Below are 16,081 nucleotides of genomic sequence, written 5' to 3'. Positions count from 1 at the left end.
TGCCGCATTGAAATCGCATATTTGACAAATATGATTTGCAATCGATAAAATTGCGTAAATTATCATTTTTATCACAAACACTCCGATGACCACCTCTGCCACACGCCCCAGCATCACCCGCCTGGCCCCCGCGCCCGGCACGGCCCAGGCCGTGATGACCGACCTTCGCGAATTTCTGGCCTTCAAGATAGGCAACGAGGAATACGGGGTGGACATCCTGCGCGTGCAGGAGATCCGGTCGTACGAGAAGCCCACCACCATCGCCAACGCGACCGGTGAGCTTTTGGGCGTGATGAACCTGCGCGGCGTGATCGTGCCCATCCTCGACCTGCGCCTGAAGCTGGGCCAGACCGCTGTGCAGTACGACCACCTGAAGGTGGTGATCGTGCTGCACATCGGCCAGCGGACGGTGGGTGTGGTGGTGGACGGCGTGTCCGACGTGCTCACGCTTGAGCGCGAACAGCTGCGCCCCGTGCCCGCCCTGCGCGGCGACGTCAAGCCCGAACACCTGCTGGCCATCGGCTCGGTCGGCCCGCGCATGCTGATCCTGCTCGATATCGAGAAATTTCTTGCCAAATCGGTAGCGAGTGATACACCTGCCACCAGCCACTGAGCGGCTGCATCACCCACAAGGAACTGCTAATCATGAACTTCAATGACCTGAAGATTTCTACCCGCCTGTCTCTGCTGCTGGCCGTACTTTGCGTGCTGACCGTTGTGATCGGCAGCGCAGGCCTCACCGGCATGCAGCGCGCCAACGCGGGGCTCAATACCGTGTACCAGGACCGCGTGGTGCCACTCAAACAGATCAAGCTGGTGTCAGACGCGTACGCCGTGAACGTAGTGGATACCGCACACAAGGTGCGCGACGGCGCGCTCACCCCGCAGCAAGGGTTGGATTCGATCGCCAGAGCCAAGAAGGACATCAGTGACAACTGGAACGCCTATCTGGCGACCGAGCTGGTGGCCGACGAAGTGCGCTTGGCAGCCCAATTCAAAGAGCTGCAGCCCAAAGCCGATGGCGCCGTCCAAGCGCTGGAAAACCTGATCGGTAACAAGGACCTGCCGGGCCTGACCGACTATGCAGCACGAGAGATGTACCCCGCACTCGATCCGCTGCAAGACGTGCTGGGCGCTCTGGTGCAGGTGCAACTGGACACCGCGCGCAAGGAGTATGACCAAGCGGTCGAGTCCTATGCCAATACGCGATGGTTCGTGGCGCTGGCTATTGCCAGTGGTGTGCTATTCGCCCTGGGCTTTGGCTACCTCGTGACCCGCAGCATCGTGGGCCAGTTGGGCACCGAGCCGGGCACTGCTGCCGCACTGGCGCGCAGCGTGGCGCACGGCGACCTGACCGTGGCCATTGACCTCAGGCCCGGCGACACCTCCAGCCTGATGGCGCAACTCAAGCGCATGCAGGACAGCCTTGCCACCATGGTAGCCATGGTGCACCAGAGCTCCATCAACGTAGCCAGCGCTTCGGAACAAATCGCACAGGGCAACAACGACCTGTCTTCGCGCACCGAAGAGCAAGCCAGTGCGCTCGAAGAGACAGCCGCCTCCATGGAGCAGCTCAACGCCACTGTGCGCCAGAACGCCGAGAACTCCCGCCAGGCCAACCAGCTGGCCCAGACCGCCACCTCGATTGCAGTGCAGGGTGGCGAGGTGGTGGCTGACGTGGTGCGCACCATGAAGGACATCAACGACAGCAGCAACAAGATCTCCGAGATCATCGGGGTCATCGACTCCATCGCGTTCCAGACCAATATCCTGGCGCTGAACGCGGCGGTGGAGGCCGCCCGCGCCGGCGACCAGGGCCGGGGCTTTGCCGTGGTGGCCACCGAGGTGCGCGTGCTGGCGAGCCGCTCGGCCGAGGCCTCCCGCGAGATCAAGGGCCTGATCGGAACCAGCGTGGAGCGCGTGGAAGCCGGGTCTGCCCTGGTGGACCGCGCCGGTCAAACCATGAGTGAGGTCGTTGCCTCCATCCGCCGTGTCACCGACATCATGGGCGATATCACTGCCGCCAGCACCGAACAGAGCCAGGGGGTGGACCAGATCAACGAAGCGGTAACGCAGATGGACCAGGCCACACAGCAAAACGCCGCACTGGTGGAAGAAATGGCCGCAGCCGCTGCCAGCCTGAACCAGCAGGCGGGCGAACTGGTCGACACGGTTGCCACCTTCAAGCTGCCTGCGGTCCAAGCCCTCGTCCACGTCCATGAGCCACTTGCTGTCGCGCAGCACCGGCCCGTACGCCGCCCCTCGCTCGGTCACGCCCATCCGCCGATGGCAGCCGTCTGAGCCGCGCGGCCAGGCGTGCAGGCCGCGCCCCTGATGAACTGGAGGGACTACAGCGCCTTGCCAAAGCGCTCCAGGCGCGGCGCCCAGTGGCCCAGCACATCGGCCGACAGCAGCACGCGGTGCGCCTGCCCGATGAGCAGATGGCGTGGCACCAGGCCGATGTAGCGCGAGTCGGCACTGTTGTCCCGGTTGTCACCCAGCACCAGGTATTCGCCCTCGGGCACCTGCACCGGATCGAAGCTGCTGCGCGCAGTCACGCCCTGCAGCCACTGCACACGGCGCTCATGCCCCAGCAGGCGCTCTGTCCAGCGCGTGGCCGTGAGCGTGTGACCTGGCAGCACCGGCTCCTGCACAGAATCGGGCATCTCGTATTCGGCCGCCTGGCCGTTGATGTAGAGCACCTCGTTGCGCATCTCCACCGTGTCTCCGGGCAAGGCCGCAATGCGCTTGATCAGGCGGGTGCCATCCAGCGGGGACGAGAAGGTGACCACATCGCCGCGCTGCGGATCATCGATGTGTGCCAGGATCATGTCCGTGAGCGGCAGCTTGAGGTCGTAGGCCAGGCGATTGACCAGCACCACGTCCCCCTCCAGCAGCGTGGGCCGCATCGAGCCCGAAGGGATGGGATTCCAGTCGGCCACTGCAGTGCGAAAAACACCAAAGCACAACAGCAACACGATGAACCACCGGTTCGATTGGATCCATTTCAGCAGCATGAGGACAACTCCAGGGCGCTCCACAGCGGGCGCCACGTTGCTCGGAGGCGCCTGGTTGTCACTTGGTTCCGCCAGGCCAGCAGGCGCGCCGCCCTTTGGAGGGACGCCGCACGGCAACTCAGGGGGATTTCTTTCGCGCGCGCGGGTGGGCCGCGTCATACACCTTGGCCAGGTGCTGAAAGTCGAGCCGCGTGTACACCTGCGTGGTCGTGATGTTGGCGTGCCCCAGCAGCTCCTGCACCGCACGCAGGTCGCCACTGCTTTGCAGCAGGTGGCTGGCAAACGAGTGGCGCAGCATGTGCGGGTGCACCGGCGTGGTCAGCCCCGCCTGCTGGCTGCGCTGGCGCAGGCGCAGCCAGATGGACTGGGCGGTAAGGCGTTTGCCGCGCTGGCCCACGAACAGGGCGGTGTCCAGCCGCACAGAGCCCTCGACCCCAAACGGTGTGGCCCGCAGCTGCAGCCAGGCCTGCAGCGCGGCTGTGGCAGCCGCGCCCACCGGCACGCTGCGCCGCTTGCTGCCCTTGCCGAACACATGGGCCTCGCCCGCTTGCAGGTCCACCCAGCCACGGCCCTGGCGCTGGGTGTCGGCGTTGGGGATGGCATCGAGCCCCGCCAGTTCGCCCACGCGCAGGCCGCAGCCGTACAGCAGCTCCACCATGGCTGCATCGCGCGCCTCGAGCCAGGGGTCGGCGCCGGTGTTGTCGAATTCGGCCAGCCGCACGGCGTCGTCCACCCCCAGCGCCTTGGGCAAAGGCTTGGGTGCCTTGGGGGCGCGCACGTCCTGCACCGGGTTGTGCGGGATCAGCCCCTGCCGCCCCGCCCAGATGAAAAAGCCGCGCCAGCCCGACAGGATGAGCGCGATGCCCCGCCCGCTGCGGCCGCCGCTGTGCATCTGCGCGACGAAGCGGCGAATGTGAGCGGTTTGCAACTGCAGCATCGGCACATTCACGCTGGCCGCAAACTGCGCCAGTTTTTCGAGGTCGAGGGTGTAGAGCGTGAGCGTGCGCGCAGCCAGCCGCTTTTCGACGCGCACATGTTCCAGATAACGCAGGACATGGGGGTCGAGCGTGGTGGGTGCCGCGGGCGTTTCAGGCATGGGGGCCGTGGCTGAGACGCCGTTGGGTTGGCAATGGCGGCGGGGCTTGCGACTGCTTACTGAAGCCGCAGAAGGGCTGCGCTCGCCAGCTCTGCCATGCGCGACAAAAAGTCGGTGCCCATCGTGGCATCAAAACGCTGTGGATCGTGCGACCCCAGCACCAGCAGGCCAAACGCAGGCGTGGCGCTGTCGATGGCGCCTGCGCGCAGCGGCAGCAGGGCCAGCGACTGTGCGGGTTCACCGGCCTCTTGCGCCAGCCAGCCCGCAGGCTCAAAACCCAGGTTGGGCCCGCAGAACGGCATGGTCAGCGACGACGCAAAGGCCCGCGCGTCCTCGCTCGCGCCCTGGGTGAAGTCGGCGTCGATATAAGGCGCTGCCACCTCCCATACACGCACCGCCGCCTGGGGCACGTCGAAGAGGGTGCGCACGCCATCGACCACGGCCTGGGGCAGGTCGAACGGGTCGCGCACCTGCAGCAGGCTGCCAGTCCATTGGTGCACCTTCTGGGCAATGGCGGCGTTTTCGGTGCTGTTGCGCACCATTTCCATGATGCGATGCTCCAGACCCTTGATCTTCTCGCGCAGCATCTCGGCCTGGCGCTCCTGCAGGCTCACCGCACGCGCGCCGTGCGGGCTGGTGATCTGCACACTGGCCAGCACCTCGGCATGGCGCTCGAAGAAGCCGGGCGTGTTGGTGAGGAACTGGGCGATGTCGTCTTCGGTGATCGGTGGGATGTGGGTAGTCATACGAGCGTGTCGGGAATGTCGATCTGGCCCTCGAACACCGTGGTGGCGGGGCCTGTCATGAAAACGGAATCGGTGTCGGCACCGCTCCACGCAATGGTGAGGCGGCCGCCGCGCGTGTCCACCTGCACCTCGGGGTCGAGCAGCCCCAGGCGGATGCCGCTGGCCACTGCCGCGCAGGCGCCGGTGCCACAGGCCAGGGTCTCGCCTGCGCCGCGCTCGAACACACGCAGGCGCACATGGGAGCGGTCCACGATCTGCAGGTAGCCGGCGTTCACCCGCTGGGGGAAGCGCGCGTGGCGCTCGATCAGCGGCCCGGTCTGCGCGACCGGAGCGGTGTCCACGTTGTCCACCAGCTGCACCGCATGCGGGTTGCCCATAGAGGCAACAGCTATTAAAACAGAAGCACCAGGGGCATATTCTTCTAGCGCCAGCGGCCATTTTTGCCCCAAACCCTGCTGCACGGACGTGAGACCGGTGGTGTCGAACGGCACCTGGGCGGGGTTGAACTCGGGACGCCCCATGTCCACCGTGACGCGGCCGTCGCCCGTGAGGCGGGGCGCGATCACGCCGCTTTTGGTCTGCACGCGGATGGTGTCCTTGCCCGACAGGCCCCGGTCATGCACAAAGCGCGCAAAGCAGCGCGCGCCGTTGCCACACTGCTCCACCTCGCCGCCGTCGGCGTTGTGGATCACGTATTCGAAGTCAATGCCGTCACCAGGAGAAGGCCGCACGGTGAGGATCTGGTCGGCCCCGACACCGAAGTGTCGATCTGCCAGGAAGCGGTATTGGGCCGTGTTCAGCCCCAGGCGGCCCTGGGTTTCGTCGAGCACCACAAAATCGTTGCCCGCGCCCTGCATTTTGGTGAAGCGAATCTGCATGGGATGGGATTATGGCCCCGCCCCTGCGCCAAACCACGTGCGGGCTTACGCTTGGCAGCTTCTCTCGATTCCACCGGCTTTTTCAGGAACCTCGCATGACCGATCTGTCCGCTTTTGCCATCACCCGCAAATGGCCCGCCCGGCACCCCAACCGCATCCAGCTGTATTCCCTGCCCACGCCCAACGGCGTGAAGGTGTCGATTGCACTGGAAGAACTGGGCCTGCCCTACGAGCCCCACCTGGTGAGCTTTGAGACCAACGACCAGACCTCCCCCGAGTTTCTCTCGCTCAACCCCAACAACAAGATCCCGGCCATCCTGGACCCGAACGGCCCGGACGGCCAGCCGCTGGCGCTGTTCGAGTCCGGCGCCATCCTGGTGTACCTGGCCAGCAAGACCGGCCAGCTGATGCCGCAGGACACCGCAGGGCGCTACGAGACCCTGCAGTGGGTGATGTGGCAGATGGGCGGCGTGGGCCCCATGTTTGGCCAGCTTGGGTTCTTCCACAAGTTTGCGGGCAAGGACTATGAGGACAAGCGCCCGCGCGACCGGTATGTCGCTGAATCGAAGCGCCTGCTCAAGGTGCTGGACGAGCGCCTGGCGGGCCGCCCATGGGTGATGGGCGACCAGTACACCATCGCCGACATTGCCATCCTGCCCTGGGTGCGCAACCTCATCGGCTTCTATGGCGCGGGCGACTTGGTGGAGTTTGGCCAGTTCGCCGAAGTGCAGCGCGTGCTCGATGCGTTTGTGGCGCGCCCGGCGGTGGCCCGGGGGCTGGCGATTCCGGCACGCGGCTGACGGCGGGCGCCAGGGCGCCTGGGTTTCTCATCGGCCCTTGATCTTGATCATGCCGCGCAGCCCGGCACCCGGCCGCCACGCACCTACCATGGGCCTCCTCAAAAAAACAGGGAGTGCCCCATGGGATTGACCGTTGATGTTCTTCAGGATCTGGACCTGCACGACCTGCAAGCTGCCGCCCGTGCAGCGCTGCAGGAAACGAACGCCATCGCCTTGATCGAGTTGCTGGAAATGCTGTGGAGCTGCGATGTGGAGGGTGCCAATGCCGTCATCGACGCGGTGCTCCTTCGCCTGCAGCAGCTGCGCGCATTGCGCTAACGGCGAGCCTGCAAGGCAGGCCTGCTCAGCCCAGACGCTCCTGCAGAAAATCCAGAAAACACGCGATGCGTGCCGCCAGCTGCGTGTTGCGGTAGTACACCGCGCTGATGGGCTGGCGCACCTCCACCGTGTCCTTGGCCAGCACCTGCACCAGGTCGCCACGCGCACGGTCACCGGCCGTCATGAAATCGGACAGGCACACGATGCCCACCCCCTGCAGCGCGAGCTGGCGCAACGTTTCGCCGTTCGACGCGGTGAGGCTGGGCACGATGGGCCAAGCATCGCCATGCTCGCCCCGCAGCGGCCAGTGGTTAAGCGACTCAGGCTGGTGAAAGCCCAGCAGCGTGTGCCGGGCCAGGTCCGCCACGCTCTTGGGCCTGCCCGTCCGCGCCAGGTAGTCGGGACTGGCCAGCACTCGCACGCGGCTGGTGCACAGGGGGCGCGCGTGCAGGGTGGAGTCCTGGAGTTGTCCGATGCGGATGGCCACGTCCGTGCGCCGCTCCAGCAGGTCGATGTACGTTTCGTCCGTGTCCAGTTGCAGCGTGATCTGCGGATACGCCTCGCGAAACGCTGGCACCAGGGGCACCACGGCATGCAGCATGAAGGGCGTGGCGGCATTCACCCGCAGGCGGCCTGCGGGCTGCTGGCGGCGCGCAGCCATGTGCTCCTCGGCGTCGTCGATGGAGGCCAGGATGGCGCGCGTGCGCTGCAAAAAGGCCTGGCCCTCCTCGGTCAGCTCAGTGCGGCGCGTGGTGCGGCGAAGCAGCGTGGTGTCCAGCTTTTTCTCCAGCCGCGCCAGTGCCCGGCTGATGCCAGAGACAGTCTGGCCCAGTGCGTCAGCTGCGGCCGTGATCGAACCGCCATCCACCACGGCGACAAAGGCCTGCAGTTCTTCCAGCGTGGTTTTCATGGGAGCTCCTGGCGCTTTGATTGTTGATTTTCAGTCAATTATCAATGGCGCCTCACCCTCTTTTTCTGCAAGACCCAAACACCCACACTCCAGAGCCCGAAAGCCTGAAAACTGGAGTGTTCCCATGCCCATTGCCTTGCTCGCGCTGACGCTCAGCGCTTTTGCCATCGGCACGACCGAGTTCGTGATCGTTGGCCTGCTGCCCACCGTGGCGGCAGACCTTTCCATCAGCATCCCCTCGGCGGGCCTGCTGGTCAGCCTGTACGCCCTGGGGGTCGCCGTCGGCGCCCCGGTGCTCACCGCACTCACGGGCAAGCTGCCGCGCAAGGCGCTGCTGCTGGCGCTGATGGCCTTGTTCACCGCCGGCAACCTGCTGGCCTGGCAGGCCCCCAGCTACGAGACACTGGTGGCCGCGCGCATCCTCACCGGGCTGGCGCATGGCGTGTTCTTCTCGATCGGCTCGACCATCGCCACCGGCCTTGTGCCGCGCGAAAAGGCCGCAAGTGCGATTGCCATCATGTTCACCGGCCTCACGGTGGCCCTGGTCACGGGCGTGCCGCTGGGTACCTTCATCGGCCAGCACTTTGGCTGGCGCGAAACCTTCCTGGCCGTGTCAACCCTGGGCGCGGCAGCCTTCATCGGCAGCGCCCTCTTCGTGCCGCGCAACCTGGCGCATACCCCGCCCGCCTCGCTGCTGCAGCAGGCCAAGGTGCTGGCCGAGCCGCGCCTGCTGCTGGTATATGCCAAGACGGCCATCGGCTACGGCGGCACCTTCATTCCGTTCACCTTTCTCGCGCCCATCCTCACCGACATCTCGGGGTTCAGCGCGGGTTCGGTGGGCTGGGTGATGCTGGTGTACGGCGTGTCCGTGGCCGTGGGCAACCTCTGGGGCGGCAAGCTGGCCGACCGGCTGGGCCCCATCCCGGCGCTGCGCATCATCTTTGCGCTGCTGGCGGCCGTGTTGCTGCTGCTGCAGTTCACCGCGCCCCACCCCTGGCTGGCTGTGGGCACCGTGCTGCTGTGGGGCGCCGTGGCATTCGGCAATGTGCCGGGGCTGCAGGTGTATGTGGTCAAGCAGGCCGAGCGCTTCACGCCGCAGGCGGTGGACGTGGCATCGGGCCTGAACATCGCAGCGTTCAACCTGGGCATCGCCGGCGCCGCGTGGGCCGGTGGTCTGATCGTGACGCACCTGGGCCTGCAGCACACGCCGTGGATCGGTGCGCTGGTGGTGCTGGTGTCGCTGGCCCTCACGCACTGGAGCGGTGTGCTGGACCGGCGCAGCGGCATCCCCGTGCGTGCCGCTGGTGTGGTGCCTGTGGGGCACTGAGCCCACGTCAGCCCGCCATCACCCGCACGAAAGCCGGCACCACGCCCAGCAGGTCGTCGCGCCGCTGCACCGCATGCACATCGGCGCGCGGCGCTTTGGCGCCCAGGGGCTTGAACACCACGCGCGGCCCGAACAGCATGCCCAGAGACGACGGCACCAGGGCCACGCCCAGCCCGGCCGCCACCAGGCTCAGCACGGCCGCCAGCTCCACCGTGGTCTGCGCCACCTGGGGCGCAAAGCCGGCCTGCACGCAGCACTGCACCATGTGCTCGGCATGGGCCGACGAGTCGCGGCGCAGCATCACGAAGGCCTCGCTGCGCAGATCCTTCAAGGCCAGTGCCTTGCGCGCCGCCAGCGGGTGGCCGGGCGGCAAAGCCGCCACCACAGGGTCGGGCCACAGCAGGGTGCTGGCGAGCTGGTCGTCGTTGACGGCCGTGCGCGAGATGCCCACATCGATGCGTTTGTCGCGCAGGGCCGCCTGCTGCAGCGAAGGCTGCATCTCGTGCAGCACCACATCCACGCCCGGGTGGCTTTGCCGGTAGCGCGCCAGCGCCGCCGGAAACGGCCCGAGGAAATGCGAGCCCGACAGCCCCACTTCAATGCGCCCGGCCTGCCCCTGGCCGATGGCCGCCACACGCTGGCGCGCCGTGTCCAGCCGCTCCAGCACCGCGCGTGCATCCACCAGATAGGCCTGGCCTGCCAGCGTCAGCTCCACGCGCCGGCTGGTGCGCACGAAGAGCTGGGCGCCCAGTTCTTGTTCCAGCTGGGCGATCTGCAGGCTCAGCGGCGGCTGCGAGACATGCAGGCGCTGCGCGGCGCGTGTGAAGCTCAGCTCTTCCGCCAGGGCGACGAAGTAACGCAGATGGCGCAGTTCCATTGATACTTTTCAGGTCTTGATCAAGACCAACAATATATTGGACTGCGGATTCGCTTGTTTCCACAATACCTTCACTACAACATCTGGTGGAGACGAACATGACGATCAAGCACAGCCTGCTGGCTGCCACGCTGGCCCTCTCGGGCCTGGCCATGGCGCAAGACAACTACCCCAGCAAGGCCATCACGCTCACCGTGCCCAACCCGCCCGGCGGCGTGGTGGACACCTCGGCCCGCCTGCTCAACGAGCCGTTGGCGCGTGTCATCGGCCAGCCGGTGGTGATCGACAACAAGGCGGGCGGCAGCGGCAACGTGGCCTACGGCGCCGTGGCCCGCGCAAAACCCGATGGCTACAACCTGCTGATCTCGTACTCGGCCTACCACGTGGGCAACCCGGCCCTCACCCCCAGCCTGCCCTGGGAGGCCAAGGACTTCGCCCCCGTCGCGCTGCTCACCGTGGCCACCAACGTGATTGCCGCTCACCCCTCGGTGCCAGCCAACAACCTCAAGGAATTCATCGCCTACCTCAAGGCCAATCCGGGCAAGGTGAACTACGCCTCGCAGGGCAACGGCTCGCTGTCGCACATCGGCACCGAGATCTTCAAGCAGCAAAGCGGCACCTTCATGACCCACATCCCCTACCGTGGCTCGGGCCCTGCGGTGGCCGATGTGCTGGCGGGCCAGGTGCAGGTGTTCATCACCACGCCACCGTCGGTCATGCAGCATGTGGTCAGCGGCAAGCTCAAGGCCTTTGCCGTCACCGGCACCAAGCGCCACCCGGGCCTGCCCAACGTGCCCACCGTGGCCGAGGCCGGCATGCCCGACTTCAAGCTCGAAGCCTGGGTGGGCCTGTTCGCCCCGGCCGCCACGCCACCCGCCGTGGTGGCCAAGCTCACGGCCGATGTGAAGAAGGCGCTCGACATGCCCGAGACGCGCCAGCGCGCCGACGCTGCCGGCATCGAACTGCGCTACCTGCCGCCCGACGCCCTCGGTGAGCTGGTGAAGACCGAAACCGCCTACTGGGCCAAGACCATCAAGGCCGCCGGTATCAAGGCCGACTGACCGGCCCACAGACATCCCCTGCGCGACCCCATTTCCGGCGCTCCGCGCGCCGGGCGGGCAGCGCTTTGCCCATTGACTCCTGAAAGACCACCATGCAACGCACCTACCGCATCGGGCAGATCGTGCCCAGCTCCAACACCACCATGGAGACCGAGATCCCGGCCATGCTGCGCGCCCGCGAGCAGATCCTGCCCGAGCGCTTCAGCTTCCACGCCAGCCGCATGCGCATGCAGAAGGTCACCAAGGAAGAGCTGGCCGCGATGGACCGCGACTCCGACCGCTGCGCACTGGAGCTGTCGGACGGCAAGATGGACGTGATGGGCTATGCCTGCCTCGTGGCCATCATGAGCATGGGCCTGGGCTACCACCGCGCATCCGAAAAGCGGCTGCATGAGGTCACCGTGGCCAATGGCAAGCCAGCGCCCGTGGTGTCCAGCGCAGGCGCGCTGGTCGAAGGGCTCGAGGCCATGGGCGCGAAGAAGGTGTCGGTGCTCACGCCCTATATGAAGCCGCTGACCCAACTGGTGGTGGACTACATCGAGCACGAGGGCATTGCCGTGCACGACAGCCTGTCGCTGGAAATTGCCGACAACCTGCAGGTGGGCGCGCAGGACCCCGCCGCCCCGGCCCAGCTGGTGCAACGGCTGGACACGCGCGGCGTGGACGTGGTGGTGATCTCGGCCTGCGTGCAGATGCCCTCGCTGGCGTCCGTGCAGATGGCACAGGACCAGTTGGGCATTCCTGTCGTGTCCGCTGCAGCCTGCACCACCTGGGCGATGCTCAAGCGCCTGGGGCTGGAAACGCGGGTACCCAACGCAGGGGCCCTGCTCTCTGGCGCCTACTGACCTCCCCAAGGGCAGGAGGCCGGTCCGTTGACGAAAGCAGCTGGCGGGCAGGCTGCAGGGCAACGCCGGATAATGGCCCGATGCCCCGCTCCAGCCAACAACTCCACCCCCACCGAGAACCGGTAGCCACCCGCCCCGCTGCCACCGTGCTGCTGCTGCGCGATGTGCCTGGCGGCGGCGGGCTCGAAGTCCTCATGACCCGGCGCTCGGCCACGGCCAGTTTTGCGCCTGGCGCGTATGTGTTCCCCGGCGGTGGCATTGATGCGCTGGACGCAGCACCCGCTACGCACGCCGCCGCCGACCGGCGCCCCACCCAAAGCGACCAGCAACTTACCCAGGCGATTGCCGCCATCCGCGAGAGTTTTGAAGAGCTGGGCGTATTGCTGGCGCGCCATGCAGAAGGCCCCCGCCAAGGGCAGATGGCCGATGCGCAGGACATTGCCGCCATCGACCGCCACCTGCCGTTTGCCGCGCAGTGCGCCGCACGCGGACTGCGCCTGGCGGCCGACGGGGTGTACCTGCTGGCCCACTGGACGGCCGACCGTGACCTGGCGCGCCGCTTTGAAGTGCCCTTTCTGGTGGCCCGCATGCCCGAGGGCCAGGAGCCCGTGGCCGACGAGGCAGAGCAGTTCGAGCCCGTGTGGGTGCGCCCTGCCGACGCGCTGGCGCGGCACGAGGCAGGGCAGTTCTTCATGATCTTCCCGACCATCCGCACGCTGCAGCGCCTGGCCCAATTTGCCAGCACCCAGGCAGTGCTGGACGCCGTCGCGCACGAGCAGCCCCTGTGGGTCAGCTGCCCGCGCGCAGGCCTGCTGGCAGGCAAGGAAGCGCGCTACATGGAGGACGACATGCCGTTTGGCGAGCTGGCGCTGGTCTGCCCCGACGGGCAGATCGTGCACCCGCTGGACTGGCAGACCGAGCGCCCCGTGCCGTTGCTGCGCAACGTGATGCGCCTGACCGCCCCCAACCCCGGCGTGATGACCGGCCCTGGCACCAACAGCTATCTGGTGGGCGACCCGGCCACGGGCTTCATCGCCATCGACCCCGGCCCGGCCGATGCCGAGCACCTTGACAAGCTCTGGCGTGCAGCGGGGGGCGACATCCGCATGATTGTGTGCACCCACTCGCACGCCGACCATTCTCCCGGCGCGGCGCCGCTGCAGGCGATGTGTGTGCAGGCCGGCAAGGCACGCCCGCCCGTTCTGGGCCTGCCGTCGGCCCCCACGGCCCGCGCGGCCAGCCAGTTCACCCCCGACCGGGCGCTACAAAATAATGAGCTGCTTGTGCTTGAAGGACTAGCGCCTGAGGGCAAAATCACCCACACCCTGCAGGTGATCCACACCCCGGGCCATGCCGCCAACCACCTGTGCCTGCTGCTGGTGGAAGACGCGCTGCTGTTCAGTGGTGACCACATCCTGAACGGCAGCACCACGGTGATCGACCCACCGGACGGCAACATGGCCGACTACCTGGATTCGCTGGACCGGCTGGATGCCGTGTGCGCCGAACACGGCGTGGAGTTCATCCTGCCCGCGCATGGCTACGTGCTGGGGGGCCCGGTCCTCGGTGCCCGCAATGCCATCGCCAAGCTCAGGGCCCACCGCCTGGCGCGCGAGGCCAAGGTGCTGGCTGCCATGCAGGCCCTGCCCCAGGGCAGCATGGACGACTGGGTGCGCCACGCCTATGACGACGTACCGCCGCGCATGTGGCCCGTGGCCCAGCGCTCGCTGCTGGCGCATGTGGAGCGCATTCGCTCGCTGCAACCCTGCAACAACTGAGCCACAAGAACACCAAGACCGCCTTCATTCAATGACCGACAAGAACCCCGACCCCACCCACATCCGCCTGGCCAAACGCGTGGCCGAACAGCTGAGCTGCTCGCGCAGCACGGCCGAGCAATTCATCGAGGGCGGCTTTGTGAGCGTGGACGGCCAGATCGAGGAGGCCCCCGGCGCGCGCGTGCGCCCCGATCAGGCCGTGACGGTTGCACCCGATGCCAGCCTGCTGGAGCTGACTCCAGTGACCTTGCTGCTGCACAAGCCCGCAGGGTTTGAAGCCGGCCTGGGCCTGCCGGGCGCCCCCACCGGGCAGGCGGCCCACGCAAGCCGCAGTCAGGGTGCGCAACAGGCGCTCACGCTGCTCAGCGCGGCGTCCCACCTGCCGGAAGACGCCTCGGGCATCCGCGTGCTGCAGCGCCACTTCAAGCAGCTCGAATGCTTCACCCCGCTGCCCACCGAGGCCAGCGGCCTCGTGGTGTACACGCAAGACAAGCGCATCGCGCGCAAACTGGCCGAAGACATCGAGTCGCTGGAGCAGGAGTGCATCGTCGAGGTCAAGGGCGACATCGCGCCCAATGGCCTGCAGCGCCTGTGCCATGGCCTCACGTTCAATGGCCGCCCCCTGCCCCCCATCAAGGTGAGCTGGCAGAACGAAACCAAGCTGCGCTTTGCGCTCAAGGGCATCCGCCCGGGCCAGATCCCGGCCATGTGCGAGGCGGTGGGCCTGACGGTGGTGGGCATGAAGCGCATCCGCATCGGCCGCGTGCCGCTGGCCAAGGTGCCCGAGGGGCAGTGGCGCTACCTGCAGCCTTGGGAGAAGTTCTAAGGCAACGCTGAATAAGTCCTCGCAGTGGCGCGCGCCCTGATTTGGGATGGGATGCAAGGCGCAAACCACAGCGATAGCCGTAGCTATCGCGAGGATTTGCAACGCGGCAGACCGCCCAAAGCAGGGGCGCGCGGTGCGCGAGGGACTTGTTCAGCGTTGCCCTAAGGGCTTGCGGGCCCAGCCGCACCCTGCCGATGCGCACCGGACAAGTCAAGCACATATGCTCCTGAAAACATAGCTACCAGCGCTTTTACAACAAGCGCTTCAAGCCTTTTTCATTTGAATTCCTTCGATCCGCACCGCTGCTACACTGCGCAGCACTCTGGAGGGAGTTCATGAACACAAACCAATCGTCTGGCGGCGCTGCGGGGCCGATGTCCACCTTCATGCCGATGAACATCGATGCCCACCCGCTCGAGTTCACGGGCAGCGGGGGCGAGTATTTCCGGGTCTGGATCGTCAACGTGCTGCTGTCCATCGTCACGCTGGGCATCTACACCCCCTGGGCGCGCCGCCGCACCGCCCAGTATTTCTACAGCCACACGCTGGTGGCCGGCAGCCCCCTCGAATTCACCGCGCAGCAACGCAAGATGGTGATGGGCTTTGTGCTGCTGATGCTGCTGACCATTGCCTACAACCTGGCCGCCAACACCGGGCAGGACACGGCGGTGGGCCTGTTCCTGCTGGCGGGCGCGGCGCTGGCGCCCTTCATCTGGGCCAGCGCCATGCGGTTTCGCCTGGGCGCCACGCGGTGGCGCGGGCTGCGACTGCAGTTCACGGCCAGCTGGAAAGAGGTCTACATCGCCAGCTGGCCTGTGTTTGCGCTGGCGCTGGTGTGGTTTGGCGTGTTTTATGGTCTGCAGCTGCTGTCGCCCGACCTGGCCCAGGCGCTGGAGGCCATCGAAGAAGAGGGCAAGAAACAACCCATGCCCCGCTTCACGCCCGCCATGGGCGGCCTGGTGCTGCTGGGCCTGGTGCTGTCGGTGCTGTGCGTGATCCGCACCGAATACAACTTCAAGAGCCTCTTGGTGCTCAAGGCCCAGGTGGGCGCCGAGCGAGGCCGCTGGAAGCCCGTGTACATGGACTTCGTCAAGGTGTGGATGGCCACCGTGGCTGTGTTCATCCTGTGCGTGGTGGGGTTCTCGGCGCTGATCGGCATCCTCGCAGGCAGCTCCATCGCCCTGGTAGCCAGCCAGAGCGACCGCCTGGGCCTGTGGATGTTTGTGGTGATCATCGTGTCCATCATCGCGGGTATCTTCATGCTGATCCTGGCGTCGGCACCGGCCCGCGCATACCGCGAGGCGCGCATGTTCCAGCTGATGTGGAACAACATCGGCGTGAGCCACGTGGCCCGCTTCAAGTGCCACCTCAAGAGCGGCCGCTACGTGTGGCTGCGCATCAAGAACATGCTGCTTACCCTGCTGACGCTGGGGCTGTACCGCCCGTTTGCGCGGGTCAGCGAGTACCGCATGAAGTGCGAGTCCGTCACCCTGCACGTCAAGGGCGGCGTGGAGCAGGTGACCGGTGCCATGGTGCGCCAGCAGCAGGGGGGCCTGGGCGATGCGCTGGCGGATGCGGCTGGCCTCGACCTTATCGGTTGAA

General features: G+C 66.6%; 16 protein-coding genes. 10 read left to right on the top strand and 6 right to left on the bottom strand.

The window, feature by feature from the left end; genetic code table 11:
* The first annotated feature begins 85 nt into the window (after positions 1-85).
* Positions 86-613 carry a chemotaxis protein CheW gene (locus C8C96_RS07980; protein WP_121941975.1) on the top strand — a complete coding sequence of 176 codons (528 nt, stop codon included), beginning with the start codon at positions 86-88 and terminating at the stop codon, positions 611-613.
* 32 nt (positions 614-645) lie between these two features.
* Positions 646-2,301 (top strand): methyl-accepting chemotaxis protein, encoded by a 1,656-nt coding sequence (locus tag C8C96_RS07975; protein WP_056745281.1) that lies wholly within the window; start codon positions 646-648, stop codon positions 2,299-2,301.
* A 47-nt stretch (positions 2,302-2,348) separates the two neighbouring features.
* Here C8C96_RS07975 and lepB read toward each other — a convergent pair whose 3' ends face one another.
* The 4 genes from lepB to dapF form a co-directional block, all read right to left on the bottom strand.
* Complete coding sequence (gene lepB, locus C8C96_RS07970; RefSeq protein ID WP_082522360.1) at positions 2,349-3,017, bottom strand: signal peptidase I; 669 nt, start codon at positions 3,015-3,017, stop codon at positions 2,349-2,351.
* Between the two features lie 118 nt (positions 3,018-3,135).
* The gene (locus C8C96_RS07965) at positions 3,136-4,113 is read right to left on the bottom strand and encodes a tyrosine recombinase XerC (protein WP_121941974.1); all 978 of its coding nucleotides are present in this window, start codon (positions 4,111-4,113) and stop codon (positions 3,136-3,138) included.
* Positions 4,114-4,169: 56 nt separating this feature from the next.
* Positions 4,170-4,859: a DUF484 family protein gene (locus C8C96_RS07960; protein WP_056059265.1), complete on the bottom strand. Its 690-nt coding sequence runs from the start codon at positions 4,857-4,859 to the stop codon at positions 4,170-4,172.
* Entirely contained in the window at positions 4,856-5,737 is an 882-nt protein-coding gene (dapF, locus tag C8C96_RS07955) for a diaminopimelate epimerase (RefSeq protein WP_121941973.1), read from the bottom strand. The genes C8C96_RS07960 and dapF overlap by 4 nt, the downstream gene beginning before the upstream one ends.
* Positions 5,738-5,832: 95 nt before the next feature.
* On the opposite strand from dapF, the gene C8C96_RS07950 reads away from it, so the two are divergent.
* A complete protein-coding gene (locus tag C8C96_RS07950) occupies positions 5,833-6,537 on the top strand; it encodes a glutathione S-transferase N-terminal domain-containing protein (protein WP_121941972.1) in 705 nt (234 codons plus the stop codon).
* Positions 6,538-6,657: 120 nt separating this feature from the next.
* On the top strand, positions 6,658-6,855 hold the full coding sequence (locus tag C8C96_RS07945) for a hypothetical protein (RefSeq protein ID WP_015012532.1): 198 nt from the start codon (positions 6,658-6,660) through the stop codon (positions 6,853-6,855).
* Positions 6,856-6,880: 25 nt separating this feature from the next.
* On the opposite strand, the gene C8C96_RS07940 is transcribed toward C8C96_RS07945, so the two are convergent.
* Positions 6,881-7,765, bottom strand: coding sequence for a LysR family transcriptional regulator (locus C8C96_RS07940; protein WP_099731232.1), 885 nt, complete (start codon positions 7,763-7,765; stop codon positions 6,881-6,883).
* Between the two features lie 124 nt (positions 7,766-7,889).
* Here C8C96_RS07940 and C8C96_RS07935 point away from each other — a divergent pair, with 124 nt between their 5' ends.
* Entirely contained in the window at positions 7,890-9,092 is a 1,203-nt protein-coding gene (locus C8C96_RS07935) for an MFS transporter (RefSeq protein WP_056059279.1), read from the top strand.
* 7 nt (positions 9,093-9,099) lie between these two features.
* On the opposite strand, the gene C8C96_RS07930 is transcribed toward C8C96_RS07935, so the two are convergent.
* Positions 9,100-9,969, bottom strand: a complete 870-nt coding sequence (locus C8C96_RS07930; RefSeq protein ID WP_056745290.1) for a LysR substrate-binding domain-containing protein — start codon at positions 9,967-9,969, stop codon at positions 9,100-9,102.
* A gap of 98 nt (positions 9,970-10,067) precedes the next feature.
* On the opposite strand from C8C96_RS07930, the gene C8C96_RS07925 reads away from it, so the two are divergent.
* The 5 genes from C8C96_RS07925 (at position 10,068) to C8C96_RS07905 (ending at position 16,080) form a co-directional block, all read left to right on the top strand.
* On the top strand, positions 10,068-11,030 hold the full coding sequence (locus C8C96_RS07925; RefSeq protein ID WP_052952277.1) for a tripartite tricarboxylate transporter substrate binding protein: 963 nt from the start codon (positions 10,068-10,070) through the stop codon (positions 11,028-11,030).
* Positions 11,031-11,122: 92 nt separating this feature from the next.
* Positions 11,123-11,875 (top strand): Asp/Glu racemase, encoded by a 753-nt coding sequence (locus C8C96_RS07920; RefSeq protein WP_056059285.1) that lies wholly within the window; start codon positions 11,123-11,125, stop codon positions 11,873-11,875.
* An 80-nt stretch (positions 11,876-11,955) separates the two neighbouring features.
* The gene (locus C8C96_RS07915; protein WP_121941971.1) at positions 11,956-13,653 is read left to right on the top strand and encodes an MBL fold metallo-hydrolase; all 1,698 of its coding nucleotides are present in this window, start codon (positions 11,956-11,958) and stop codon (positions 13,651-13,653) included.
* A gap of 31 nt (positions 13,654-13,684) precedes the next feature.
* Entirely contained in the window at positions 13,685-14,479 is a 795-nt protein-coding gene (locus tag C8C96_RS07910) for an rRNA pseudouridine synthase (RefSeq protein WP_108497158.1), read from the top strand.
* 335 nt (positions 14,480-14,814) lie between these two features.
* Positions 14,815-16,080, top strand: a complete 1,266-nt coding sequence (locus tag C8C96_RS07905) for a YjgN family protein (RefSeq protein ID WP_056059294.1) — start codon at positions 14,815-14,817, stop codon at positions 16,078-16,080.
* Position 16,081: the final 1 nt, after the last annotated feature.

Origin of the sequence: Acidovorax sp. 100 (genome assembly GCF_003688355.1) — a bacterium.
Taxonomy (GTDB): Bacteria; Pseudomonadota; Gammaproteobacteria; order Burkholderiales; family Burkholderiaceae_C; genus Acidovorax; species Acidovorax delafieldii.
Note: the sequence above shows the minus strand (reverse complement) of the source record. Positions and strands in the feature narration are given on the sequence as shown.